General features: G+C 60.6%; 20 protein-coding genes. 6 read left to right on the forward strand and 14 right to left on the reverse strand.

Translation table 11 applies throughout. From position 1 onward, the window contains the following. The first annotated feature begins 203 nt into the window (after positions 1-203). The 3 genes from mprF to ACIK7D_RS11800 all read left to right on the forward strand — a co-directional run bounded on the left by mprF (position 204) and on the right by ACIK7D_RS11800 (position 5736). Positions 204-2804 (forward strand): bifunctional lysylphosphatidylglycerol flippase/synthetase MprF, encoded by a 2601-nt coding sequence (gene mprF / locus ACIK7D_RS11790; protein WP_400156360.1) that lies wholly within the window; start codon positions 204-206, stop codon positions 2802-2804. Continuing rightward, positions 2801-4186 carry a virulence factor gene (locus tag ACIK7D_RS11795; protein WP_059755126.1) on the forward strand — a complete coding sequence of 462 codons (1386 nt, stop codon included), beginning with the start codon at positions 2801-2803 and terminating at the stop codon, positions 4184-4186. Before mprF ends, ACIK7D_RS11795 begins: the two co-directional genes overlap by 4 nt. 221 nt (positions 4187-4407) lie before the next feature. Next, the gene (locus ACIK7D_RS11800) at positions 4408-5736 is read left to right on the forward strand and encodes a telomere resolvase (protein ID WP_400156361.1); all 1329 of its coding nucleotides are present in this window, start codon (positions 4408-4410) and stop codon (positions 5734-5736) included. Between the two features lie 99 nt (positions 5737-5835). Here the strand turns inward: ACIK7D_RS11800 and ACIK7D_RS11805 are convergent, their stop codons facing one another. The 7 genes from ACIK7D_RS11805 to graD form a co-directional block, all read right to left on the reverse strand. After that, positions 5836-7122, reverse strand: a complete 1287-nt coding sequence (locus tag ACIK7D_RS11805) for an MFS transporter (protein ID WP_400156362.1) — start codon at positions 7120-7122, stop codon at positions 5836-5838. Positions 7123-7340: 218 nt separating this feature from the next. Further along, positions 7341-7679 (reverse strand): YciI family protein, encoded by a 339-nt coding sequence (locus tag ACIK7D_RS11810; RefSeq protein WP_400156363.1) that lies wholly within the window; start codon positions 7677-7679, stop codon positions 7341-7343. Then, a complete protein-coding gene (gene graB / locus ACIK7D_RS11815; RefSeq protein ID WP_400156364.1) occupies positions 7676-8563 on the reverse strand; it encodes a hydroxyquinol 1,2-dioxygenase in 888 nt (295 codons plus the stop codon). Before graB ends, ACIK7D_RS11810 begins: the two co-directional genes overlap by 4 nt. 15 nt (positions 8564-8578) lie before the next feature. Beyond that, positions 8579-9634, reverse strand: a complete 1056-nt coding sequence (graC, locus tag ACIK7D_RS11820) for a maleylacetate reductase (protein ID WP_400156365.1) — start codon at positions 9632-9634, stop codon at positions 8579-8581. Between the two features lie 3 nt (positions 9635-9637). Beyond that, complete coding sequence (gene tsdA / locus ACIK7D_RS11825; protein ID WP_080815830.1) at positions 9638-10621, reverse strand: gamma-resorcylate decarboxylase; 984 nt, start codon at positions 10619-10621, stop codon at positions 9638-9640. Positions 10622-10667: 46 nt separating this feature from the next. Continuing rightward, positions 10668-11897, reverse strand: a complete 1230-nt coding sequence (gene graA, locus ACIK7D_RS11830) for an FADH(2)-dependent resorcinol hydroxylase oxygenase component (RefSeq protein ID WP_400156366.1) — start codon at positions 11895-11897, stop codon at positions 10668-10670. Between the two features lie 79 nt (positions 11898-11976). Further along, positions 11977-12516, reverse strand: coding sequence for an FADH(2)-dependent resorcinol hydroxylase reductase component (graD, locus tag ACIK7D_RS11835; RefSeq protein ID WP_127757696.1), 540 nt, complete (start codon positions 12514-12516; stop codon positions 11977-11979). A gap of 206 nt (positions 12517-12722) precedes the next feature. Here graD and ACIK7D_RS11840 point away from each other — a divergent pair, with 206 nt between their 5' ends. Further along, on the forward strand, positions 12723-13154 hold the full coding sequence (locus tag ACIK7D_RS11840; protein WP_004433168.1) for a MarR family winged helix-turn-helix transcriptional regulator: 432 nt from the start codon (positions 12723-12725) through the stop codon (positions 13152-13154). A gap of 133 nt (positions 13155-13287) precedes the next feature. After that, positions 13288-13677, forward strand: coding sequence for a hypothetical protein (locus ACIK7D_RS11845; RefSeq protein WP_020810134.1), 390 nt, complete (start codon positions 13288-13290; stop codon positions 13675-13677). A 130-nt stretch (positions 13678-13807) separates the two neighbouring features. Here the strand turns inward: ACIK7D_RS11845 and ACIK7D_RS11850 are convergent, their stop codons facing one another. The 4 genes from ACIK7D_RS11850 to ACIK7D_RS11865 form a co-directional block, all read right to left on the reverse strand. Next, positions 13808-14437 carry an outer membrane protein gene (locus tag ACIK7D_RS11850; protein ID WP_127757697.1) on the reverse strand — a complete coding sequence of 210 codons (630 nt, stop codon included), beginning with the start codon at positions 14435-14437 and terminating at the stop codon, positions 13808-13810. A 253-nt stretch (positions 14438-14690) separates the two neighbouring features. Then, complete coding sequence (locus ACIK7D_RS11855; protein WP_400156367.1) at positions 14691-16085, reverse strand: sensor histidine kinase; 1395 nt, start codon at positions 16083-16085, stop codon at positions 14691-14693. Between the two features lie 35 nt (positions 16086-16120). Further along, positions 16121-16795, reverse strand: a complete 675-nt coding sequence (locus tag ACIK7D_RS11860) for a response regulator transcription factor (protein WP_080815821.1) — start codon at positions 16793-16795, stop codon at positions 16121-16123. 161 nt (positions 16796-16956) lie between these two features. Then, positions 16957-17598: a TetR/AcrR family transcriptional regulator gene (locus tag ACIK7D_RS11865; protein ID WP_175422033.1), complete on the reverse strand. Its 642-nt coding sequence runs from the start codon at positions 17596-17598 to the stop codon at positions 16957-16959. Positions 17599-17739: 141 nt separating this feature from the next. On the opposite strand from ACIK7D_RS11865, the gene ACIK7D_RS11870 reads away from it, so the two are divergent. Beyond that, positions 17740-19776 (forward strand): FAD-dependent oxidoreductase, encoded by a 2037-nt coding sequence (locus ACIK7D_RS11870; protein ID WP_400156368.1) that lies wholly within the window; start codon positions 17740-17742, stop codon positions 19774-19776. 75 nt (positions 19777-19851) lie between these two features. On the opposite strand, the gene ACIK7D_RS11875 is transcribed toward ACIK7D_RS11870, so the two are convergent. The 3 genes from ACIK7D_RS11875 to ACIK7D_RS11885 form a co-directional block, all read right to left on the reverse strand. Next, positions 19852-20913 (reverse strand): ABC transporter ATP-binding protein, encoded by a 1062-nt coding sequence (locus tag ACIK7D_RS11875; protein ID WP_400156369.1) that lies wholly within the window; start codon positions 20911-20913, stop codon positions 19852-19854. After that, on the reverse strand, positions 20910-23141 hold the full coding sequence (locus ACIK7D_RS11880; protein WP_400156370.1) for an ABC transporter permease: 2232 nt from the start codon (positions 23139-23141) through the stop codon (positions 20910-20912). The genes ACIK7D_RS11875 and ACIK7D_RS11880 overlap by 4 nt, the downstream gene beginning before the upstream one ends. 98 nt (positions 23142-23239) lie before the next feature. Further along, positions 23240-24265, reverse strand: a complete 1026-nt coding sequence (locus tag ACIK7D_RS11885; RefSeq protein ID WP_003503939.1) for an ABC transporter substrate-binding protein — start codon at positions 24263-24265, stop codon at positions 23240-23242. Positions 24266-24364 lie beyond the last annotated feature (99 nt).

Below are 24364 nucleotides of genomic sequence, written 5' to 3' on the forward strand. Positions count from 1 at the left end.
TTGGCGTCATTCGGAACAATCCCGTCAATCATGCATTCCATAGTTGCATTTTCCGCCCCAAATCCGGGGAAATTCACGTATGATCGGACATAAACTTCACATCGACACTTCATGCTTTTCTGCTAATCACATTTCCTCAACCGAAACGAATTAGCGACACAATCCTGTGGTTCGCCAACAGGAACTGGCGCTGGGCAAAGTAAATGGCAGACAAGAGCGAAATTACACAAACCGATGTTACGGAATCTGCGGTTGAAAGCTTTTTTGCCAGAAACCGCCCCTATCTGACCGCGATCGCCATTACGCTGGTCTTCGTGATGATGACTTTCGCCATCTATCACCTGACCTCTGAAGTCCGCTATGACGACGTCATCGATGCGCTGACGCAGACCTCGGCCTCGGCGGTGCTGCTCGCCATCGTATTTACCGCGCTCAGCTTTCTGGCGCTGATATTCTACGACGCCAATGCCATCGAATATATCGGCCGCAAGCTGCCCTTTCCGCCCATGGCGGCAACTGCGTTTGCGGCCTATGCCATTGGCAATACTGCCGGTTTCGGCCCCTTGAGCGGTGGCGCCATCCGCTTTCGCGCCTATTCCCGGCTGGGTCTGTCACCCGGCGAAATCGCCCGCGTCATCGCCTTCGTCACGCTGTCCTTCGGGCTTGGGCTGCTTTCGGTCAGCGCCATCTCCACCTTCATCGTCGCACCGCGCATCGCCGCCATCATCGGCGTCGATGCCGCTATTCTCAGGGGTGGAGCGCTTGCCATAATCGCGGTTCTCGTGGTGGCGGCCTATGTCGGGCGCAACGGGCGCGCCATCCGGCTCGGCGCATGGCGGCTTCGTCTCCCGGACAGCCGGACATCGTCACGCCAGTTTCTCGTCTCCGCCTTCGATATCGCCGCCTCCGCTTCGGTGCTTTATGTCCTGCTGCCCGACACGCATCTCGGCTGGCCGACATTTTTCGCCATCTACGCCACCGCCGTCGGCCTCGGCGTCCTCAGCCATGTGCCCGCCGGTCTCGGCGTCTTTGAAACCGTCATGGTTGCGGGGCTGGGCAACGCCATCAGCGTCGACCAGCTGCTCGGAAGCCTCGTTCTCTACCGCGTGATCTATCACGTGCTGCCGCTGGTGGTGGCCATTCTGGTCATGCTCGTTTCGGAGATGAAGCAGTTCGCGGCAAAGCCCGTTGTCTCCGATATCAGCCAGCTTGCCGTCAGGCTCGCGCCGCCGCTGCTATCGACCTTCGCAATGATCCTCGGCACCATGCTGATCTTCTCGAGTGTGACACCGACACCGGACAGCAATCTGGATTTCCTCTCCAATTTCGTGCCGCTTCCCATCGTCGAGGCGGCGCATTTTCTGACGAGCATTCTCGGCCTCGTGCTTGTCGTAGCCTCGCGCGGCCTCGGGCAGCGGCTGGACGGCGCCTGGTGGATTGCGCTGGTCGCCGCCTCGCTGGCGCTGGTCCTCTCGCTCCTCAAGGCCATCGCCGTGTTCGAAGCCGCCATTCTCGGCGTCTTCATCGCGGCCCTTTCCGTCAATATGCGCAGCTTCAACCGCCATGCCTCGCTGGTGAAGCAGGCGCTGGGGCCAAGCTGGCTCGCCGCCATGGCCGTCATCATTGCGGGCGCGGCGACAATCCTGCTCTTCGTCTATCGCGATACGGATTACAGCCAGACATTATGGTGGCAGTTCGAATTCTCCGAGGAAGCGCCGCGCGGATTGCGCGCCCTTCTCGGCCTCGTGCTCGCCTCCTCCACCATCGCCATCTTCAGCCTGATGCGGCCGGTGGCCTTCAGGCCGGACGCCATCAAGGCCGACGACGTCACGAGTGCGACCGGCATCGTCATGACACAGGATGCGGCCGACGCCAATCTGGTGCGCATGGGCGACAAGCATGTGATGTTCTCCGAAAGCGGCAACGCCTTCATCATGTATGGGATTCAGGGCCGTTCATGGATCGCCTTCGCCGATCCGGTCGGCGACGAGGATGATTTTCCGGATCTGGTCTGGCAATTCGTGGAAGCCGCCCGTGGCGCCGGCGCGCGCGCCGCCTTCTACCAGATTTCGCCTTTCCTCCTCTCCCATTGCGCCGATGCGGGCCTGCGCGCCTTCAAGCTCGGCGAACTGGCATTGGTCGATCTCACCGCATTCGAACTGAAGGGCGGCAAGCTTGCCAATCTTCGCCAGTCGCTGAGCCGCGGCGCGCGCGACGGACTGACCTTCGAGGTGGTAGAGCAAGCGCAGGTGGCGGATATTCTGGATGAGCTGAAACAGGTCTCCGATGGCTGGCTCGCCCACCACAATACCCGGGAAAAGCGCTTCTCGCTTGGCGCTTTCGAGCCGGATTACATCCTGTCGCAACCCGTCGCCGTGCTGCGCAAGGATGGAAAGATCACCGCCTTCGCCAATCTGATGGTGACGGACACGAAAAAGGAAGCCACCGTCGACCTCATGCGTTTTTCGCCGGATGCGCCACGCGGCTCGATGGATTTTCTCTTCGTCAGCATCATGCAATATCTGCGCGAGGCGGGCTATGAGAGCTTCAATCTCGGCATGGCCCCCATGTCTGGCATGTCGAAACGCGATGCCGCCCCCGTCTGGGACCGCATCGGCAGCACGCTGTTCGAACACGGCGAACGGTTCTACAACTTCAAGGGACTTCGCGCCTTCAAGGCGAAGTTCCACCCGAAATGGGAACCGCGTTACCTTGCCGTGCAGAACGGCGCAGACGCCGCTCTGGCGCTGATGGATGCGACGGTTCTCATCAGCGGCGGCGTCAGAGGAGTGATCGGAAAATGAGAAAATCCAGCATGCTGAAAGCGGTTCTTGCCGCCTCCGCCCTGTTCGCCTCTCCCTTGTTTGTTTCTGGCGCCGTTTTTGCGCAGGACAAGCCCGCTTACGAGACCGGCATGATCCCCGCCGGACACATCATGGTGCCGGATGGCGATATCCTCGCCAGCGTCTTCTTGATTTCCGATGCGGACGGATGGACGGCCGCCGATGAAACCCGCGCCAAGGCGCTGGTGGAAAAGGGCGCAGCCGTGGTCGGCATCGACTTCAAGGAATATCTGAAGGCGCTCGAGGCCGATGACGACGAGTGCATCTATATGATCTCGGACATCGAGTCGCTCTCGCAGCAGATTCAGCGCACCGCCGGCACGAGCAGCTATCGTCAGCCCATCCTCACCGGCATCGGCAAGGGCGGAACGCTGGCGCTGGCGATGATTGCGCAGAGCCCCGTCTCCACCGTCCGGGAAGCCATCGCCGTCGACCCCAAGGCTGGCCTGCCGCTTGAGAAAATCCTCTGCACCCCCGCCACGAAGGACAAGGCGGATGGCGAAACGGTCTATGGCCTGACCGACGGCCCGCTGCCCGCCCCCGTCAGCGTGCTGTTCACGCCTGCCGCGGATCAGAAGGGCCGCGACCACGTCAATGCGCTCGTCAAGCTGCATCCCGATATCGACGTGACGGATGTGGATGACAAGGCGGACGAGGTTCTGACCCAGACCCTGTCCGACCAGATCGACGCCGCGGGCGACACCGACAGCCCGCTCGGCCTGCCGATCAAGGTTCTGGAAACCAGCCCGGTGATGGACACCATGGCGGTGATCTATTCCGGCGACGGCGGCTGGCGCGATCTCGATGAGGAAGTCGGCGGCGCCTTCCAGAAGGAAGGCATACCCGTCATCGGCGTCGATTCGCTCCGCTATTTCTGGAAGGAAAAGAAACCGCAGGAAGTCGCCACAGATCTCGGCCGCATCATCGACACCTATCGCAAGGAATGGAAAGTGCGCAATGTGGTGTTGATCGGCTATTCCTTCGGTGCCGATATTCTTCCCGCCACCTATAATCTGCTGCCGGACCGCGACAAGTCGCACGTCGTGCAGCTGACCCTGATGGGACTTTCGACCGAAGTGGATTTCGAGATTTCCGTCGAAGGCTGGCTTGGCGTTGCCGGTGAAGGCAAGGGCGGCAAGACGGTGGACGACATCGCCAAGATCGATCCGAAGCTGGTGCAATGCATCTATGGCACGGAAGAAGAAGATGAAGACCCCTGCCCCGGCCTGAAGGCCAAGGGCGTGGAAGCGGTCGGCATCGAGGGCGGCCACCATTTTGACGAAGACTATGAGGGGCTGGCCAAGCGTATCGTGACCTCGCTGAAGACCCGGCTGCCGAAATAGCCTGCATCACCACAGGCCGATATTCCGCATCTCGGATAATCTTTGACGGCGAATGCATCGCCGATGCTTCTTCGCGTCGCGGCCGTGCTTGCGGAATCGCTTAAACTATTATTCAAAAGAAACCGGCCTGCAGTGGATGTTCATCACATTTCCGCAACCGTGCTGCTGTTGATCGCCAACCATGGATTTTATATTTCCGGACGGGTTCAGGGAGCCGCCGCATGCCCGCTTCAAAGCGAAAGACGAAAACACCAGTCCTCGTGGAACGCATCGATCATTTCGTCAGCCAGGTCAAAGAGGCGATGAAGAGCGATGACACGCTGCGCAATAGAAAAATCCGCGATCTTTGGGATGCCGAGGTCCGCTACCATTTCGACAATGGCCGCACCGAAAAGACGCTCGAACTCTACATCATGAAATATCGCAATGCGCTGAAGGCCGAGTTCGGCGTCAAGAGCACGCCGCTTGCCATCTGCAACATGAAGAAGCTGCGCGAGCGGCTGAACACGTATATTGCGCGCGCCGACTATACGAAAACCGGCGTGGCGACATCCATCGTCGAAAAAATCGAGCGGGCGGAGTTCAATACCGCCGGTCGCAAGCCGACTGTTCTGCTGCGCATCGCGGACTTCATTTCGGCGATGAACGGCATGGGAACGAAAGAAGAGATGCAGACCCTGTGGAATGCTGAAATCAGCACCATGAAGGGCAGAGCCCAGACCACGATCATCTCCTACATCACCAAATATCGCAACGCCATCCGCGAGGCCTTCGGCGACGACCATCCGATGCTGAAGATCGCCACCGGCGATGCCACGATGTATGACGATGCGCGCCGGGTGAAGATGGAGAAGATCGCCAGAAAGCACGGCGCGCTGATCACCTTCGAAAATTACCGGCAGGTTCTGAAGATTTGCGCGGATTGTCTTTTGTCCGCCGATCCCCTGATGATCGGCATCGGCCTGATCGGCATGACCGGGCGCCGTCCCTACGAGGTCTTCACCCAGGCGGAATTTTCACCTGCCCCCTATGGCAGGGGTGTTTCCAAATGGAGCCTCCTGTTCAACGGCCAGGCCAAGACGAAACAGGGCGAAGGAACGAAATTCGGGATTACCTATGAAATCCCGGTGCTTGCCCGCTCGGAAACCATTCTGGCCGCCTATAGGCGCCTGCGGGAAAGCGGACAGGGAAAATTGTGGCATGGCATGTCGATCGACGATTTTTCGTCGGAAACCCGCCTGCTGCTCCGGGACACGGTTTTTAACCTGTTCGAGGATCTCTGGCCGAAGGAAGAGCTTCCCAAGCCCTATGGCCTCCGGCACCTCTATGCCGAGGTGGCCTTTCACAATTTCGCGCCGCCGCATGTGACCAAGAACAGCTACTTCGCCGCCATTCTCGGACATAACAACAACGACCTCGAAACCTCGCTGTCCTATATGACCTATACGCTGCCGGAAGATCGCGACGATGCGCTGGCACGGGCCAGACGCGTCAACGAACGGACGTTGCAGCAGATGGCGACAATCGCGCCGGTTTCCCGCAAGGCATGATGCGTTAAAGTCATTTTCCGGGCGTAAAACCGCTCGGCAGCTTTACCGGAAATGCTCCGGCCGCGGATTTCAGTCCTCCGCGGCCGGCCGTTTCATTCATCAAACCCGCGCGTCACCGGAGGTGCGGTAAAGCAGCGTCAATACCGTCAGCATCAGCCCCACAAGTGCGACCGAGCCGAAAATGTAGAAATTCCACTCGGGCGCCAGACCCCGCTGCAGCACGAGGCCGCCAATCATCGGGCCGGCAATGCCGCCGAGCCGCCCGACCGCCAGCGAGAAGCCGAGACCCGTGCCGCGAATATGAACGGGGTAGAGCCTTCCGACCAGAACATTGGCGAGAATCTGCGTGCCGATGGTGCCCGCACCCGCAAGGGCGACGAAGGCATAAAGAAGCGGACCCTTGTTCACCGTCAGGGCGAAGATCGAGGCGGCGCCTATGGCAAACAGGATCGCCACGACCACCTTGACGTTGCCCTTGTCCGCAAACCGCCCGCCGATGAGAATGCCGATCGCAGCCCCGACATTGAGCATGACGGAAAAGCTGAGCGCTGAACTGATGTCATAACCCATCTTGTTCATGATGGTGGGCAGCCAGTTGACCATGCCGAAGGTGAGAAGCAGCGAGCAGAAGTGGATGCCCCAGGCATTCAGCGTCGAGAGCAGCCGGCCTTCCGAGAACAGCGCGCCGACACCGCCCTTTTGAATTTTCGCATGCGGCATGATGCGTTGCAGACCGTAGCTGTCGCAAATGCCGTCAGCCTCCGCCTGCCGGCCCTTGCTTGCCAGCCATTCCGGCGATTCCGGCAGGAACCGCATGAAGATCGGCAGAAGAATAAGCGGCAGGCCGCCGATCAACATCAAGGGCCGCCAGCCATAGGTCTCCAGAAGCAGGATGCCCATGACGCCGGAAATGATGCCGCCGATAAGATAACCGAGGAAAGACAGGGAATTGGCCTGCGCCCTGCGATGCGGCGGCGAAAATTCCAGCACCAGCGCGGTGACCGTCGGCAACAGCGCGCCAAGCCCGAGACCGGCGAAGAAACGCGTGATTTCAAAGGCGAGAAAATTCGGCGTCATGGCCGAGGCGATCATCATCGCCGAAAAGCCGGCGAGGCTGAGAAGAACCACTTTGCGGCGGCCGATGCGGTCGGCCATGGTGCCGGCAAAAAGCGCGCCGAGCAGCATGCCCACCAGCGTCAGCGCGGCGGCACGCCCGACCATGGCCGGATTGAGCGCCCATGCGCTTTCTTTCAAGAGTGCCGGTGCGACGGCGCCGTAAACGACCAGATCGTAACCGTCAAACATGATCATCAGGCCGCATGTCGCGATAACGCCGGCCGGGTTCTTCGTCCGCGCTGACGCGGCGCTCAGATAATTCGTGGACATGTTCCTCCCTTTCACGCATGAACGCGCCATCCGGTATGGATAAGCGTCTCCCGTTCCTGCGATATCCTCCGTGAGTGCCCGGCGTGCTCCACACTGATATGTGCCCTGCTCCTGTCAAGCACATATCGCCAGCATCACCCGCCTTCGATTAAATGTTGCATTTGCAAAAATTGCAAATGCAATATTAACAAATGCCAGGCGCGTCGCGCCGACGAAATTCAGCCGGGCCCCAGCCCGGAAATCGTCGACAGCGTCGGCGTCCAGCTCAAAATATGAATGCGGTTATAGACACCGTGAATGACGAATGGATCGGCATCGCTGAAGGCGATGACGTCTTCGATGGAGCGCGCCTGCGCAATAATGAGGGCGGCGGATGGGCCGTCGGCAACCGCGCTCATCGGGCCGGAGACAAGAATCCTGAACCCTTCGGCCATCGCCTCGCCATTGCGCAGATGGGCCTTGTGAGCCTCTATCTGCGCTGCCCGTTGCGCGGCCGCAGCGGGATCGCTTTCGGCGAAACGCACGTAAAGCCGGGTTCGGTCGCTCCCGCCGCTCATCGGGCGAGCACGAAATCGTGGTTCACCGACCAGAACCAGTCGCCGATGAAACCCAGGTCCCGCGCCTTCTGCGCATCATCCACCCGCTGGAAATCGGCGAGCAGACTTTCTTTTACCCCGAAGACCGCATCCGAACGGATATAGGGATCGTCGGGATCGAAGATATGAGTAACGAGCGTAGTGAAGCCTTCGGCCGAAACGATATAGTGCAGATGCGCCGGCCGGTAGGGATGACGCCCCATGGCGCGCAGCAGCTGCCCGACCGGACCGTCATCCGGGATCGGATAATATTTCGGCTTGGCGGCCCGGAACCAGTAGCGCCCGTCCTCGCCGGTGATGAAGACGCCGCGCAGGTTGAAATCGGGCTGGATGCCCTTCTGCTGCACGTCATAAAAACCTTCGTCATTGGCCTGCCAGACATCGATGCGCGCGCCGGCGACCGGCGCACCGTCTGTATCGAGGATGCGGCCGGTGACCACCATATCCTCGCCCTTGCCATCGAGGCAGATATTCGCACCCATCGGCATTTCCGGTGCATCCGCCACATGGAAGGGGCCGAGAACGGTCGATTCCGACGCGCCGCTCGGCTTGCGATGGTTGATGGCGTCGACCAGCATGGAGACGCCGAGAATATCGGAGAACAGGATCCATTCCTGCCGCCATTCATTGCAGATCTGGCCAACCTCGGTGAGAAAATGAATGGCCTTCATCCACTCCTCCTCGGTCGGTTCGATTTCCTTCACCGCCTCGTGCAGCTTGCGCGTCACCACCGCCATGATTTCCTTCAGACGCGGATCGTCACAGTCGCGCATCCGCGCGATCACGGTTTCGGCCGAACGTTCCTCGACGAAGTAGCCGTCATCATTGCTCATCTTCATATCCATCGTCTCCTCCTCCCATCACTCCGGCCGCGCGCCCTCGAAGGCGCGTTGCAAAAGGTCGCGGATCGCAGTTTTTTCGATTGGCCGCGGGCACCAGTAAGGATTGGCCGTTGCAAGCTCCGCCATGCGGTCGAGATCGTCCGCCCGGACCCCGAGAGCCGAAAGGCTCGACGGCGCGCCAAGCCGGGCGGCAAAATCGTAGAGCCCTGCCCCGGCCCCGCCGCCGACAAGAGCGGCAAGCGGCGCAAGCAGATCCGGCACCGCCTGTTCCACATAGGCAATGGTGTGCGGCAGAAGCACCGCATGGGTTTCGGCATGCGGCAAATCGAGACTGCCGCCCAGCGTGTGGCAAAGCTTGTGATGCAGCGACATGCCGACGGCGCCAAGCACCGTGCCGCACAACCACGCACCGTAAAGCGCGGTCTCGCGTGCCTTTACATCCTGCGGTCCAGCCTTCACGCCGGGAAGCGCCTCGATCATCGCCCGCAGCCCCTCAACCGCCATCAGGCTGGCGATGGGATTACGGTCCTGCGCGTAAAGCGCCTCCGCCGCATGCGCCATGGCGTTCAGCCCGCTCGTCATACTGATGGCGACAGGCAACCCAAGCGTCAGTTCCGCATCGTAAATCACCACTTCCGGCAGGATTTCCGGCCCGCGCATGGTGGTCTTCACCCCGTTTTCCGTCTGGCCGAGAATGGACGTCACCTCGGAGCCGGCATAGGTGGTCGGAATGACGATCTGCGCCGCATCGGTACGCAGCGCAATGGCCTTGCCGAGACCGGTGGTGGAACCGCCGCCGAGCGCCACAACGCAATCCGCACTGGCGGCGCGATAGGCTTCGACCGCGCTTTTCGTCACCTCGACCGGCGTATGCATGGCCGCATCGCAGAAGACACCCACGGCAAGCCGGCCGAGCCGGCCGGCAAGCGCCTCCGCGTCGCCCTTCTGCTGCGGCGTGGAAAGCACCAGCGCCCGCGACAGGCCGAGGCGGCGGATTTCCTCCGCCACGCCCGCCGAGCTGCCCGCGCCGAAAACGATGCGGGCGGGAGCGGCCATGTAAACGAAGGGCTGCATGGTTCAGCGCCCGTCGAGCTTGAACAGGCGGCGCGCATTGGTGCGGCCAATCTTCACCCGGTCCGCCTCGGCGATCGTCGTCGCGTTGAACCAGTCAGAGGCGTGGTCGATATTCTCGAAGGGCCAGTCCGTGGAAAACAGGATGCGGTCCGCACCGATTTCCAGAATGGCGTCGATCAGCGTCTGGGTGCGGAAATTGCCCGAGGTGGTGATGTGGAAATTCTCGTTGAAATAATCCACGAAACGGCGCTTGGCCGGATAACGCGGCGGCAGCTTCACCCAGGCATTACGGTGGTCGATGCGCCACATCATGTAAGGCAGGCCCTCGCCCATATGGCCGAGAATGATGTTGAGACGCGGATGCTCATCGAACAGGCCGGACGCCATCAGACGCAATGCGTGCACGGCCGTTTCCTGCGCAAAAGCCCATGTGGGGCCGAGCAGCCAGGGATGGCCGTCATAGATGCGCGAATCCTGCGGCAGCGGGTTGCGCGGATGCAGGTAGAAGGGCACGTCGAGCTTTTCCACCTCGCCCCAGAATGGGCGATATTGCGGCAGGTCGTAATAAAGCGGCGTCTGGCCGTCGCCCTCCTGGCTGAAGCCGTTGACGAGCGCGCCGACGAAACCGAGATCGTTGACGCAGCGCTGAAGCTCCTCAGTCGCCGCGTCAGGGTCCTGCAATGGCAGGGCTGCGAAGGCGAGGAAACGATCCGGCCGCCGGGCGCATTCTTCGGCGAGAACGTCATTGGCGCGGCGCGCGATCTCGATCGCCTTCTTCCTGTCGGGAATGGCCTGCACCGCCGGCGCATTCAGCGACAGGATCATGGTTTCGATGCCATGCGCATCCATCAGCTTCAGGCGCGTATCCTGAATGTCGAGCAGGCGGTGCTGCAGTTCCTTCCAGTAATCGCCTGGCACGAACCCGGCCGAATCCTGAAGCGTTTCAGGGATTGCGAAATGCTCCTCGAGAGCGACCTTGCCTTGCATGTTATTTCCTCCGAATTCACTCTTTGATTTGCCGCCTGAGAGGCGATCAATATTGGCCCTTGGGTTCCAGCCCGAGCATGCTCTGGCCGATCATGGTGCCCACGGCGTCCCAGTTCATGCTGATATGGCGGCCGACTGCATTCGCATCCCGCCACGCCCGCTGCACCGGGTTGGAAAGGTCGAGCCCGACGCCGCCGGTGGAATCGTTGAGCGCCTGCACGGCGCGCAGGGCGAGAGACACCGCAAAGGACTGGCCGCGACGGCTGAGAAGGCGGTCATCCACCGTAAACTCCGCCCGGCCTTCGATCCTTGCCCGCGAGAGCGCCTGCGCGCGGGCAACATCGCGCAGCAATATTTCGCAAGCCGCATCGACGCTCGCCGCTGCTTCCGCGACACGCAGCTGGATGGTTGGAAATTCGGCCATGCGATTATTGCCGCCCGCCACCGCACCGCGCGTCACCCGGCCGCCGACATGATCGACATAAGCGGCAAGCGCGCCTCTGGCCGCACCGACGCCTGCCGCCGCGAGACAGGAGGGAATGCCGGTCAGAAGCGGCATGTTGAACAGGCCTTCCTCCGCATAATAATGCCCGCCGGGCGTCTTTCCGCTGGTCGCGTCCGGAAAGGTCAGAACCCGGTGTTTGGGAACGACGACATCGTCGAGAACGAGCGTCTTGGAACCCGTGCCGGCGAGGCCCACCACGTGCCAGGTGTCTTCAATCACATATTGCCCGGCGGGAACCAGCAGGAAGGCCGGAACCGGCTTGCCCTCACCCTGCGGCGGCAGGATGGCGGCGCAAAGGGACCATTGCGCGTTTTCGCAGCCAGAGGCGAAAGCCCATTTGCCGCTCAGGCGATAACCGCCATCGGCGAGCTCCGCCATCTTCACCGGCGCATAGGAACCGCACAGCAGTGCATCGGGGTTTTCACCCCAGACATCGGCCTGCGCCTCTTCCGGAAACATCGCCAGCAGCCATTGATGGGCCGACAGCAGGCCGGCGACCCAGCCGGTCGACGCACAGGCGGCCGAAAGCTCGATATTGGCCTCGACCAGCTCGGCGAAGTCACCGCCCTTGCCGCCGAAGGCGCGAGGTTTGACGATATCGAAATAACCGATGCCGCGAAGCGCCTTGATGTGGCTGGCCGGAATGCGCCGGGCCTCCTCCGTCTGCCGGGCGCTCGCCCGGAAAAGATCGGCTATGCCGGTAACGCGGCTTGCGAGGCGGGCACGCGGGTTCGTTTGCGCCGGCAGCGGCGCATGGCTCATATCGTTCATGATTGTCTCCTTCCGGACTTTACTGGCCGGATGTTGCTTGCCGGAGGTTATCCCGCCGGGATTATCTGGGCGGCAATGATCAGGCGGGCAGGCTCGCGGGGCTTGCGGCGCAATATTGGGCGTTTTCGTAAAGCAGCGGCCGTGTCGTCTCGCTGACATCGGCCGAAACAACCTGCCCGATGAAGACGGTATGGGTTCCGTAGGGCATGGCCGCGACCCGGCGGCAGGCGATGGCGGCATGGGCCGTGGGCAGATAGAGAACGCCATTGTCGTGGCGCTGCCATTGACCGTCGCGGAAACGCTCTTCCGGCGACACCTTGCCGCTGAAGGCATCCGACAGGGCAATCTGATCCTGCGTCAGCACATTGACGATGAAATCGGGCCGGCACAGCAGCAGTTCATGCAGCAGGGTGCGATTGTTCAGGCAAACCAGCAGGGACGGCGGCTCCATCGAGACCGAAGTGACGGCCGTTACCGTCATGCCGTGATCGCGCTGATCACCGGAAGCACGGGCCGTGATAACCGTCACAGTCGCCGGGAAACGGCGCATCGTCGAACGGAAATTCTGACCGACGCCTTCAGGCGCAAGGCTGCTCAGGCCAAACAATGCTGATGTCATGAGATCCTCCCAAATCCTGCATTCTTATTTATTTGCATTTACAATGTTTGTCAATGCAAATGTTTTTCGTCATTTTTTGTGAAGGGGAGAACGCCGCATTCCCCTGTCTTATGGGGCGAAGCTATTGAAACGGATGGATTGTGCCGGTACAGCCGATAGGCGCACATCAGCATCTGCGCAGATGGTTCTCAAACGGGGATTTGCTCGTGTCCTATCAATTCACCGATTCGGTACCCTACCTGCTCAACTGGGTGGGCGTTCGGCTTGGCGAGCGCTTTTCCGTAAGACTGGCCTCCTATGACATCACCCTGCCGATGTATCGCGTGCTGGCGACGCTGCGGCAGCAGGAGAGCAAGACGCTGACCGAGCTTTCGGACATGGTGTCGGTGGAGATTTCCACGCTGTCCCGGCTCGTGGGGCTGATGGTCCGGCGTAACCTCGTCAGCCGCGAACGGCCGCTCGACAATGCGCGCATCGTGCGCATCACCCTCACTCCGAAGGGCGAGGAACTGGCCGATGAACTCATGCCCATCGCCGCCATGTTCGAAAAAACCGCGATCGAAGGCCTCGATCCGGCTGAAGTGAAGCTCTTCAAAAGCATCCTGCGCCACATCGGCCGCAACATTGCCGGCCTCTGACGCCGATAGCCGGCAAACTAGCTCTCGAGCTGTAACCGACCGGAATCACCGCCCACCCGACAATCTTCCCGTGCAATGTACTTGCAATAACCGGTTCCTATCCCTGCGAACGTCACCGCAGAAAGGAATTTCCATGTCCAACAGATCGTCCCTTGCAGTCCCGGCAGCAATCTTCCTTATCGCCGGCGCATCGATACTGCTCACGGCCTGCGCCTCGACTGTCATGAAAAGCTATATCGGCGCACCCATCACCAGCGTGATGCTGGACTATGGGCCGCCGGACAATATCTACAGTCTGGGTCCCGGCCAGCAGGCCTATCAATGGCGGAAAAACAAGACGCAGGCTGTCGCCGGATCGTCGAGTGGCGAAGTGCGGACAACACGGCGTGGCGAACGTTACGAAGTGTCCGAAACGCCGGCCTATATCGAGCGCATCGATTGCTTCTATACCTTCTACACTCGCAATTCCGGGGCCGAATGGTATGTTACGAGCTTCCGGCAACCTTCGCTCGAATGCGAATGACCGTTGCGGGTTTCAAATTTCGGCCGGTTCCGCATGTTTTGCGCCCCGCCCTTTTCACCGCCGCTTCCAGGCCGAAAGCGGCGGCGTTCTTTTGAGAATTCTCCCTGGAATCTGTCATGGGAAGGGCCGATCAGAAGCGATAGTTCAGGCCGGCCTTGATGACATGATCGCTGACATCGGTTTTCGATTTGCCGCTGGCGGTCGTCGTGGCCACATTTCCGGTGCTCACATAATTATATTCGAACTTCGCCGACAGGCCGCCGCCGAAACTCTGTTCGACGCCTGCCCCGACCAGATAGCCCTGTTTCCAGCCATCGGGACCTGTCACGCCGTTTCCGTCCTTGAACTTTGTCGTGGTCAGGCCGGCGGTGCCGTAAACCAGCGTCTGGTCGAGCGCCACGCCGGCCTTCATCTTGGCCGCGCCCCGGAAACGCTCCCGCAAACGACCGTTCGGCACACGCGCCTCATTCCCGAGATAGGAACCTTCGAGTTCCGCACCGACCACGCCGGAACCGAACTGGAAGTTATAACCGGCCTGAACACCGCCCGTCAGGCCGCGGCCGCTGGCCAACGGGTTGAATTTCGGGGAAGCGACGCCACCATGCACACCCACATAGGCCCCGCCCCAGGAGAAGGCCGGCGGACTGCCGTAATCGAAGGATTGCTGCGTATTGTAGTTGGTGAGATCGGCGGAATGGGCATTGCCTGCAACCGCGACGGCGATGGTCACGGCGACAAGCGATTTCTTGACGATCGACATGAATGACTCCAGACGAAACCGATGCGCCATCTTCCGGCGCAGCCAAGTTTCAGTTCGCGTTGAAGAACCGGAAACCGGCTCCCGTTTGTCTGCTGCGCCGACCGACATGACGTGCGGATGCGTTCAGCAGATAAGGGGATTTTCCCCGCGAGAATTACGCCTGCATTGCATGGAACGAATTTTATTCGAAATTATTTATTTAAATAAATAAGTTAGGTAAATTTCCTTAACCAAATCGTAAGAAATTTCATTATCAAAACGCGGTCGTAGTGCCTTTCGAACCTATCGATCGAATTTCGAGCCGGACACAAAAGCCGGGATTGAGATCGACGAACAAAACACGGCCGCAATGAAGCTCCGCCGCCTTCTGGACCAGATTTAACCCAAGGCCTGCTCCGGGCGAGTTCGTGTTGATGCGGTGAAACGGCTCGAATACCTGCGCGCGCTCCGGGACAGCTATGCCCGGCCCTTCATCGCAAACCTCGATGGCCCCCGCCGGATCGACCCGGATCGCAATTGCGCCCTTGCCGCCGGCATGGTCTATCGCGTTGCGCACAAGATTGACGACCGCCATCTCGATAATCGACGTCTGCACCGTGAAGACGACATCGCCCTCGCCTGGCTCGAAATCGAACTCGTAACCGGCATCCATCGCAATCGGGGCGAGGTCGGTCGCGATACGCTCGACAAGCTTGTTGAGATCGCGCGGCTCCGCCGGCAGTTTCACCGCACCCACCGCCTGCATCTCCAGCAGCTGATGGGCAACGCGCGTCAAGCGGTCGATATCGGCCCTGATCTGACGGCTCAGCGCGTCATCGGGCAAGAGGTCGGCTCTGGTGCGTACGATAGCAATCGGCGTCCTCAGCTCATGCGCCGCATCGGCAAGAAAGCGGTTGCGACGATTATACCCGTCATCGAGCCTCGACAGCGCGACATTGAAGGCATCCACCAGCGGGATGATTTCAAGGGGAACTTTCGAACGGTCGATACGCTCGGACCGGTTCTCGAAATCGATGGACTGCGCCTGTTTGACGGTTTCCATCAGCCCGCTCAAAGAGCGGCCGACCGCCCGCGGGGTCACGAGCAATGTCGCGATGCCCGTCAGGATCAGCATGGGCACGACGGCGATGAGAATGATGAAGCCTAGTGCCGGCAGCATGGTCAGCCAGCGGATGGCGCCCTCGGCATCCTTTTCCAGATCCAGCTGAACATTGATCCAGATGCTCAGCCCGTCATTGGGAATTCCTTCCTCCGTCCCGGCAATGAACTGAAGCCGCCCGGCTGCTGTATCACGGTTTTCAACGGTCGCGCGGAGCGTTCCGGCCGCCTCCAGACGCGCACGGTCAAAACTCCGGGGAAACACCGCCGACAGGGCGGGCGGCGGGACCGCGCCATATTGAAAGACGAGGGCATCGGCATCGCGCACCACAAACCAGAGATTCGGATAGCGCCGTTTCAGCTCCGCCAGCTCCGGCGTCGCCGAGAGTTGCGGCCTGCCCTGTTCGTCCTTCGTCACGCTCTCCGCGACGATGCGGGCAGCCTCTTCATTCGCACCTTCGAGCCGCGGATCGATGATCCATATCCAGCCGATGAGAAGGATGACGAAAAGGACGAGCAGGAACGCCTGCAATGCGAAAAGGCGCTTCATCAGCCCCCATCGCAGGGATCGATTGCGCTCCTGTCTCATGTCTTCAACCGGATGAGATAACCGATATTGCGCACGGCTCTTATTTCCACCGTGGCTTCAGCCTGTGCCAGCTTCTTCCTGATACGGGAAATATGCGCATCGAGAGCGTTGGACTCGATCTCGTCATCGAGCGTATAGACCGCCTCGATCAGGTTCGACCGCGTAACGATGCGGTTCGGACGCCGCATCAGCGCCTCCAGCACCAGATATTCCCGACGCCGCAACTCGATGATGGAGCCGGCAATGCTGACTTCATTGCTGCGCGGATCGATGCTCAGATTTCCGAAATGCGCATATTTGTCGGAAAGAGAAGGGCCGCGTCTATGGAGAGCCCTGAGGCGGGCGAGCAGCTCCTCGATTGCAAAGGGCTTGGCAAGATAATCATCCGCTCCGGCATCGAGCCCGTCGACACGGTGATCGACACTTCCAAGCGCCGTCAGAACAAGGATCGGCACGGAATGCCTGCTCCGGCGAAGCGAAGCCACCAGGTTCAGCCCCTCGCCATCAGGAAGACGGCGATCGAGGACCAGAACATCGTAAGACCCGTCCCGCGCAAGGGCGTCAGCATCGCTGATGGTGCTGACATGATCGGCAAGCACATCGCGCCGGCGCAGGGCTTCAAGAAGCGCGCGCGCCATTTCGGGTTCATCCTCAAGAAGCAAGATTCGCAATGACTTCCCCCAGAGATGGATTCTTGCCATCCCCACCACTGGTCGAAAAATGTTGCAGCTACATTGCAGGAGGGCGGGCAGACAATTCGTCTTCTACCACCTTACAGCACATAATCCGACGTCATTGCGTGTGCTTTCACGCTGACCCCACTCTGCAAATGTCACGATTGTGCAGTTCCAGGCCTGTAGCCGTGTCTCGCATAAAACCGGTCAAGCTCGCGCTGCTGCGGCATCTCACCGGTATAAATGGCGATATAGTCGGGAATCCTCTGCATCCGCACCGCCACGTCTTCTTCAGACTGCATGGAAATGTAGCCGATCTGCACCAGATAGGTGGTCCGGGCACGCACATCCGCCGTGTTTTCATTGTGGCCGAACCGCACGAACATGCGTGCAAGCGCCGCCATTCTCATCTCGTCGGCCTTGCGAACCTCCGCAAGAATCTCATCGGACTGAAGGGCCCAGCTTCGAACGGCGAATTCAAATCTGTTGTCGAAAAGCGTAGGATCCAGCCAGCAGTCGAAAACATTCAGCATGGCTTCGCCAAGCGTCTCGGCATAGGCCTCCGACTGCCGGACGATGCTTCCCGTGTTTTTTTCCCGCCAGCGGGCGACGAGCGCGGCCAGCAATTCCTCCCGGTCCTTGAAAAACCAGTAGAAGCTTGTGCGTGACAGATTGAGCTTCTTCGCCAATGGCAGGATTTTGACGGAATCCACGCCCGATTCCAGCAAAGCCTGATAGGCGGCCTCAAGCCACCCCTCCTGCGATCCACGCCAGCCGGTGTCGTTCAATGTCGCTTCCATGACGCGTTCGTAGCAAATCGGTCTCTTCGCGACAAGCGGGATGTACACCAATGTCAAAAGGAAAGACAATTGTGTTTTGTAAATTGACACAAGTGTACATTTCCGCTTAGCCTTGGGACAGAAACCCTTTTGGAGCAGGCTATGTCGAGCGATCCCCTTCTTCAGCCCTACCAGCTAAAACACCTCACCCTGCGCAACCGCATCATCGTCACCTCGCACGAACCCGCCTATCCCGAGGATGGCATGCCGAAAGGGCGTTACCGCGCCTACACGGTGGAGCGGGCGAAGGGTGGCGTCGCGCTCACAATGACGGCCGGCTCCGCCGCTGTCTCCAGGGACAGCCCGCCCGTCTTCAACAACCTGCTCGCCTACAAGGATGAGATCGTCCCATGGATCCGGGAAATGACCGACGCCGTGCATGAACAGGGTGCGGCGATCATGATCCAGCTCACGCATCTCGGCCGTCGCACCCGCTGGGACAAGGGCGACTGGCTGCCGATCCTTGCGCCATCCCATCACCGCGAAGCGGCGCATCGGGCTTTTCCGAAGAAGATCGAGGACTGGGATATCGAGCGTATCATCAAGGACTTCGCCGACGCCGCCGAACGCATGAAGGCGGGTGGAATGGACGGGGTGGAGCTGGAAGCCTATGGCCATCTCATCGACCAGTTCGTCTCGCCGCTGACCAACGAACTGGACGGCCCCTATGGCGGTCCGCTCGAAAACCGCATGCGCTTCTGTCTCGATGTCTTCAGGGCGATGCGCGAACGCGTGGGCGACGATTTCATCCTCGGTGTCCGCTATACCGCCGACGAATGTCTTGAGGGCGGCACCGGCAAGGCAGAGGGCATCGAAATCGCCAGACGCCTGAAGGATAGCGGCCTGATCGATTATCTCAATGTCATCAGGGGCCATATCGATACCGACCCGGGCCTGACCGACGTCATCCCCATTCAGGGCATGGCCAACGCGCCGCATCTCGATTTCGCCGGTGAAATCCGCGCCGCGACCAGCTTCCCAACCTTCCACGCCGCCAAGATCCCCGATGTCGCCACCGCGCGCCACGCCATCGCCGCCGGCAAGGTGGACATGGTGGGCATGACCCGTGCCCACATGACCGATCCGCATATCGTGCGCAAGATCATGGAAAAACGCGAGGACGATATTCGCCCCTGCGTGGGCGCCAATTATTGTCTCGACCGCATCTATCAGGGCGGCCTCGCCTTCTGCATTCACAATGCGGCAACGGGTCGTGAGGAGACCATGCCGCACGAGATACCCAAAGCGGCGGAACGCCGGAAGGTGGTGATCGTCGGCGCCGGTCCGGCCGGGCTCGAGGCCGCGCGTGTCTGTGCCGAACGCGGCCATGAGGTCGTCGTGTTCGAGGCCGCCAACAATCCCGGCGGCCAGATTCGACTGACGGCGCAAAGCGAGCGCCGCCGTGAGATGATCAGCATCATCGACTGGCGCATGAGCCAGTGCGAAAGGCTGGGCGTCACCTTTCATTTCAACAACTGGGCCGAAGCGGACACGGTTCTTTCGGAAAACCCTGACGTGGTCATCATCGCCACCGGCGGCTTGCCGCACACCGATGTGCTTTCCCGCGGCAACGATCTCGTCGTCTCGGCATGGGATATCATTTCAGGAGACGTCAAGCCGGGAACGAATGTGCTGGTTTTTGACGATGCCGGCGATCATGCAGGTTTGCAGGCGGCCGAACTCCTCGCAAAAGCAGGGGCGAAAGTGGAGATCATGACGCCTGACCGGGCCTTCGCCCCGGAAGTCATGGCCATGAACCTCGTTCCCTATATGCGCTCGCTGCAAAAACTCGATGTGACTTTCACCGTTACCTACCGGCTGGAAGCGGCGGAAAGAAACGGCAACCAACTCATTGCCCATGTCGGCAGCGATTATGGCGGCGTGACGAAATCGAGAACCGTCGACCAGATCGTCGTCAACCACGGCACGATCCCGCTGGATGACCTTTATTTCGAACTCAAGCCCGGTTCGAAGAACCTCGGGGAAATCTCCTACGACGCCCTGCTTGCGGGAGCCGTCCAAGCGGTCGAGCGCAACCCGCAAGGCGCCTACCGGCTCTTCCGGATCGGCGATGCGGTCGCCGCACGTAATACCCATGCGGCAATCTACGATGCGCTTCGTCTGGCAAAGGACATTTGAAACCGGCGTTCCCGACAGACAGAGGCAGAACAAATCTGCCTCTGTCGCGACAGGAATGCGGGATCGGCGGACGCTTCAAGCCTGAATCAAGGCAATGCCCCGGTTCTTGAACCCCAGCGTCACATCGCTCGCCGCCGGCAGGCTGGTCTCCACGGCATGGTCGACAATGAACAGCGTACCGATATCGGTTTCCACCTCATATTCGACATGACCGCCGAGATAGGCGCTGTGCAGCACCCGGCCGGCAAGCCCCTGCCCACCCGGCTGTCCAATGGAAATCGAGCCGGGGCGGACCGCAAGCTTGGCTGGGCCTGGCCGGGCATTGCGGGCCGAGATCCGATGATCGATTCCGCCGACGCGGATCAGCGCATCGGCGCCCTCAACGCCAATGACCTCGCAACCGACGACATTCGCCTCGCCCATGAAATCCGCGATGAAGGCGGAGGCCGGCGCTTCGTAGAGATCGCGTGGCGCACCCGACTGGGCGATTTCGCCGTCCTTCATCACGATGATCCGGTCGGAAACGGCCAGCGCCTCATCCTGATCATGCGTCACGTAAACCGCGGTGAAACCCAGTCGCTGCTGCAATTCGCGGATTTCGGTGCGAACCCGCCGGCGAAGGCGGGCATCTAGGTTGGAAAGCGGCTCGTCCAGCAGCAGCACCTGGGGCTCGAGCACCAGAGCGCGCGCGACCGCGACGCGCTGCTGCTGGCCGCCGGAAAGTTCGGCAGGCAGGCGATGGCCCATGCCGGCAAGACCGACGAGCTTCAGGCCCTCTTCCGCTTTCTCCCGCGCCTCCGCCTTGCGCAGCCCGGAGGATTGCAGGCCATAGGCGACATTGTCGAGCGCCGTCATATGCGGGAAAAGCGCATAGGACTGGAAGACCATCGAGACATCGCGCTCATTGGCGGGCAGCATGGTCACATCCTTGTCGCCGATGAGGATGCGGCCGGAGGTCGGATGTTCAAGACCCGCCAGCATGCGCAGCGTCGTCGTCTTGCCGCAGCCGGAGGGGCCAAGCAGGGTTACCAGCGTGCCGGGCTCAATGCTGAGCGACAGGTCGGGAATGGCGGTGAAGGCGCCGAAGGTCTTGCGGACATTCTGAAAGGTGACGGAGCCGGGCTTTACGGAAATCATGCGGTTTTCTCCTGGGCAAGAGGAACGGAGGAAGCGGATGGCAGGCCGGCGACGCGGTTTTCGCGCCGCAGGCGACGCTCGCCGACAATGAGCTGGAAGCCTGTGATGACGGTGATCATCACCACGATCAGCATGGAGGAATAAGCAATCGCCACCCCATATTCACCGTTCTCGACAAGGCCGACGATATAGGAGGTCGCCATGTTGTATTCGGCGCTGACGAGGAAGATGACGGCGCTGATGGAGGTGATGGCGCGCACGAAGGAATAGACCAGCGCGGCCGTGATCGCGGGCCTCAAGAGCGGCAGGATGACCTTGCGGATGGTCCGGAAACTATTGGCTCGCAGCGTCAGCGAGGCCTCGTCGAGGCTCTTGTCCAGCTGGCTCATCGCCGCGATGCCGCCGCGCACGCCGACCGGCATGTTGCGGAACACGAAGCAGGCGATCAGGATCAGCGCCGAGCCGGTCATTTCCACCGGCGGCAGGTTGAAGGCCATGATGTAGCTGACGCCGATGACCGTGCCGGGAATGGCAAAGCTCATCATCAGCGCGAATTCGAACAGGTTCCGCCCGGCAAATTTCTGCCGCACGATGATATAGGCGGTCAAAAGACCGACGGCAGCGGTCAGCGGCGCGGAAACCAGCGCGATCTTCATGGTCGTCCAGAACGAGTTCCAGGCAACGCCCGTCCAGGCAATGGAGCCATTGGAGAAGCTGATGGAAAAGGCGCGGACGTAGTGGTCTAGGGTCAGGGAATTGTCGAGACCCCATGTCTTCACGAAACCGCCCACAAGGATCATGCCATAAACAACGATGGTGAAAACCATCCACGGCACCACGACGGCGTGAACGCCGATGGACAGGCCGCGCGGAAGCGCGATATGCGCACCGCTGTCACCCTTGCCCGTCACCGTCGCGAAATTTTTGCCTGCCAGCCAGAAGCGCTGGGCAAGGAAGGCAGAAAGCGTGAAGCACAGCAGGATGATCGCCAGAACCGCAGCGCGGGACGGATCGTTCTGCGAACCGACGACGGCAAAGAAGATTTCCGTCGACAGCACGCCATGCGTGCCGCCAAGCACCAGCGGATTGCCGAAATCCGCCATGCTCTCGATGAAGCCGATCAGGAAGGCATTGGCGAGACCGGGCTTCATCAGCGGCAGCGACACTCGCCAGAAGGTGCGCCAGCGGTCGGCGCGCAGCGTCTGCGAGGCTTCTTCCATCGACGGGCTGACGCCTTCAACCACGCCGATCAGCACCAGAAACGAGATGGGCGTGAAGGAAAGGACCTGCGCGATCCAGATGCCTGTCATGCCATAAAGCCAGCGGCCCGGTTCTATGCCGAAGAGATAGGAAAGCCACTCGGTGACGACACCGGCGCGACCGAAAAGCAGCGTCAGGGCAAGGCCGATGACGAAAGGCGGTGTGATGATCGGCAGAACCGTCAGAAGCCGCAGGCCCTTCTTGAAGGGAAAGCGCGTGCGGGTGGCAATCAGGGCAAAGCCGAGACCGAGCACGGTCGAGCCGAATGCGGTCATCAGGGCGAGGAACAGCGTACGCCACGCAACACCGCAGCGCTCTTCACCGATGACGCAGCCAAGGCTCCAGATGCCGGGATCCTGAATATTGCGGATGAAGCCATCGGCATTGAAGGAGCCATCGAAATCCTGAACGGATGCGACCAGCATGCTGCCGATCGGATAAAAGACAAAAACCGTGACGAGGAAAACCAGAACGGAAATGGCGCCGACGACGAAGGCGTCGCCTTTCATGACGCCGCGCTCGGCAAGCCCGAAGGCGAAAAGCAGCACGAAGACGAACGACATGACGACGGCACCGGCACCCATGGAGGGTTGGCCATCGGCAAGCATGCCGAAGAGGTTTTCGCTTACCGTCCAGCTCCAGCCGGTAAAGCCGATGGCCAGCCCCTGCAAGGCGAGGAAAATGAGCCCGACGGCTCCGATAATCGCGAGCAGCCGCCCGCGCCGCATCGGATCACGGATGGGCCGGACAAGGCATGCGGCAAGGAAGAAGACAACGACGTCGACCAGCCATGGTTTTCCATAGGACAATATTTGCAGAACACCGGGCGCATTGCTGGCGGAAGAGAAAAATCCGGACAGCCAGCGAAAGCTGAAAAAGCCGCCTTCGATGCGATACCAGGGGAGAAGAATGAGGGCAAAAGCCCCGAGCGCCAGGACGATGTCCAGCCTGCGATTGCCACGTGTCATGGCCGACCTCGCTTGTTTCATGCCGATGAAAGAGTGGCGGACACCCCGGCTTAAAAAGCCGGGATGCCTGTCGCCGGAGTTAAGATCAGTGGTTCAGATCAGTTCGCGACCGCACCAACCTCACGGTCCCAGCGTTCCAGAAGCGCCTTGCGCTTGGCCGGGTCGCCATAGGTCTTGAAGTCATAGTCGATGAGCTTGATGTCCTCGAACTTCGGCGCCTCCTTCGGCACTTCCGCCGTCTTGTTGGAGGGAAGCTGGAAGGACTTGGCGTCCTTCATGCGCGACTGCACTTCCGGCTTCAGCGCCCAGTCGTACCAGGTCTTCGCATTGTCGAGATTGCGTGCGCCCTTGATGATCGACATGGAGCCGATTTCATAACCTGTGCCTTCGCAGGGCGCGATGGACTTGACCGGGAAGCCTTCCGCCGTCTGCGCCACCGCATCATGCATGAAGACGATACCGAGCGCCGTTTCGCCGCGCGCCGCCGCCTTGACCGGTGCCGAGCCGGACTTGGTATATTGCGAGATATTGGCGTTGAGCTTCTTCAGATAGTCAATCGCCTGATCCTCGCCCATGATCTGCACCAGTGACGCCAGCGCCGTATAGGCGGTGCCGGACGAGTTCGGATTGGCGATCTGGATTTCGCCCTTCAGTTCCGGCGCCAGCAGGTCGGCCCAGCACTTCGGCTCCTTGTAACCCTTGGACTTGAAGATTTCCGTGTTGTAACCCCAGCCCAGCGCACCGGCATAAACACCGACAGTCCTGTAACCCGTGCTTTCGGCCTGCTTCACGGCCCAGTCCTGCAACTGATCCAGCATAGGCGACTTATATTCGAGCGTCAGGTTCTCGGACGCCGCCTGCATATGCGGATCGCCGGTGCCGGCCCACCAGATGTCCGTCTTCGGGTTGCGGGCTTCCGCGCGCACCTTGGCATAGGTCTCGCCCGAAGACAGGCGCACCATATTGACCTTGATGTCGTGCGACTTTTCAAAATCGCCCTTCATCTGTTCGCAGATCACGACATCGGCCGAGCAGATCAGGTTGAGTTCGCCCGCCGCCTGCGCGGAAACGGCGCTGAGTGCCGTGCCGGCAAAAAGCAGGGTGGAAAGTATCGTCAGTCGCATGGTTATCCTCCTGTAGCTTGCGTCTGAATTCTTGGGCCGCGCGCAGACATGGCGCTGCCGGTCGCGGCACTTTGCGGCGCGCGCGCTGTCTTTTGCGGT

The organism is Agrobacterium sp. P15N1-A, from assembly GCF_044626815.1.
Lineage (GTDB): Bacteria > Pseudomonadota > Alphaproteobacteria > Rhizobiales > Rhizobiaceae > Agrobacterium > Agrobacterium leguminum.

Bases quoted from the DNA above. Each gene is read 5' to 3' on its own strand.
- mprF (WP_400156360.1), top strand. From the start codon at position 204: ATGGCAGACAAGAGCGAAATTACACAAACCGATGTTACGGAATCTGCG.
- ACIK7D_RS11795 (WP_059755126.1), top strand. From the start codon at position 2,801: ATGAGAAAATCCAGCATGCTGAAAGCGGTTCTTGCCGCCTCCGCCCTG.
- ACIK7D_RS11800 (WP_400156361.1), top strand. From the start codon at position 4,408: ATGCCCGCTTCAAAGCGAAAGACGAAAACACCAGTCCTCGTGGAACGC.
- ACIK7D_RS11805 (WP_400156362.1), bottom strand. From the start codon at position 7,122: ATGTCCACGAATTATCTGAGCGCCGCGTCAGCGCGGACGAAGAACCCG.
- ACIK7D_RS11810 (WP_400156363.1), bottom strand. From the start codon at position 7,679: ATGAGCGGCGGGAGCGACCGAACCCGGCTTTACGTGCGTTTCGCCGAA.
- graB (WP_400156364.1), bottom strand. From the start codon at position 8,563: ATGGATATGAAGATGAGCAATGATGACGGCTACTTCGTCGAGGAACGT.
- graC (WP_400156365.1), bottom strand. From the start codon at position 9,634: ATGCAGCCCTTCGTTTACATGGCCGCTCCCGCCCGCATCGTTTTCGGC.
- tsdA (WP_080815830.1), bottom strand. From the start codon at position 10,621: ATGCAAGGCAAGGTCGCTCTCGAGGAGCATTTCGCAATCCCTGAAACG.
- graA (WP_400156366.1), bottom strand. From the start codon at position 11,897: ATGAACGATATGAGCCATGCGCCGCTGCCGGCGCAAACGAACCCGCGT.
- graD (WP_127757696.1), bottom strand. From the start codon at position 12,516: ATGACATCAGCATTGTTTGGCCTGAGCAGCCTTGCGCCTGAAGGCGTC.
- ACIK7D_RS11845 (WP_020810134.1), top strand. From the start codon at position 13,288: ATGTCCAACAGATCGTCCCTTGCAGTCCCGGCAGCAATCTTCCTTATC.
- ACIK7D_RS11850 (WP_127757697.1), bottom strand. From the start codon at position 14,437: ATGTCGATCGTCAAGAAATCGCTTGTCGCCGTGACCATCGCCGTCGCG.
- ACIK7D_RS11855 (WP_400156367.1), bottom strand. From the start codon at position 16,085: ATGAAGCGCCTTTTCGCATTGCAGGCGTTCCTGCTCGTCCTTTTCGTC.
- ACIK7D_RS11865 (WP_175422033.1), bottom strand. From the start codon at position 17,598: ATGGAAGCGACATTGAACGACACCGGCTGGCGTGGATCGCAGGAGGGG.
- ACIK7D_RS11870 (WP_400156368.1), top strand. From the start codon at position 17,740: ATGTCGAGCGATCCCCTTCTTCAGCCCTACCAGCTAAAACACCTCACC.
- ACIK7D_RS11875 (WP_400156369.1), bottom strand. From the start codon at position 20,913: ATGATTTCCGTAAAGCCCGGCTCCGTCACCTTTCAGAATGTCCGCAAG.
- ACIK7D_RS11880 (WP_400156370.1), bottom strand. From the start codon at position 23,141: ATGACACGTGGCAATCGCAGGCTGGACATCGTCCTGGCGCTCGGGGCT.
- ACIK7D_RS11885 (WP_003503939.1), bottom strand. From the start codon at position 24,265: ATGCGACTGACGATACTTTCCACCCTGCTTTTTGCCGGCACGGCACTC.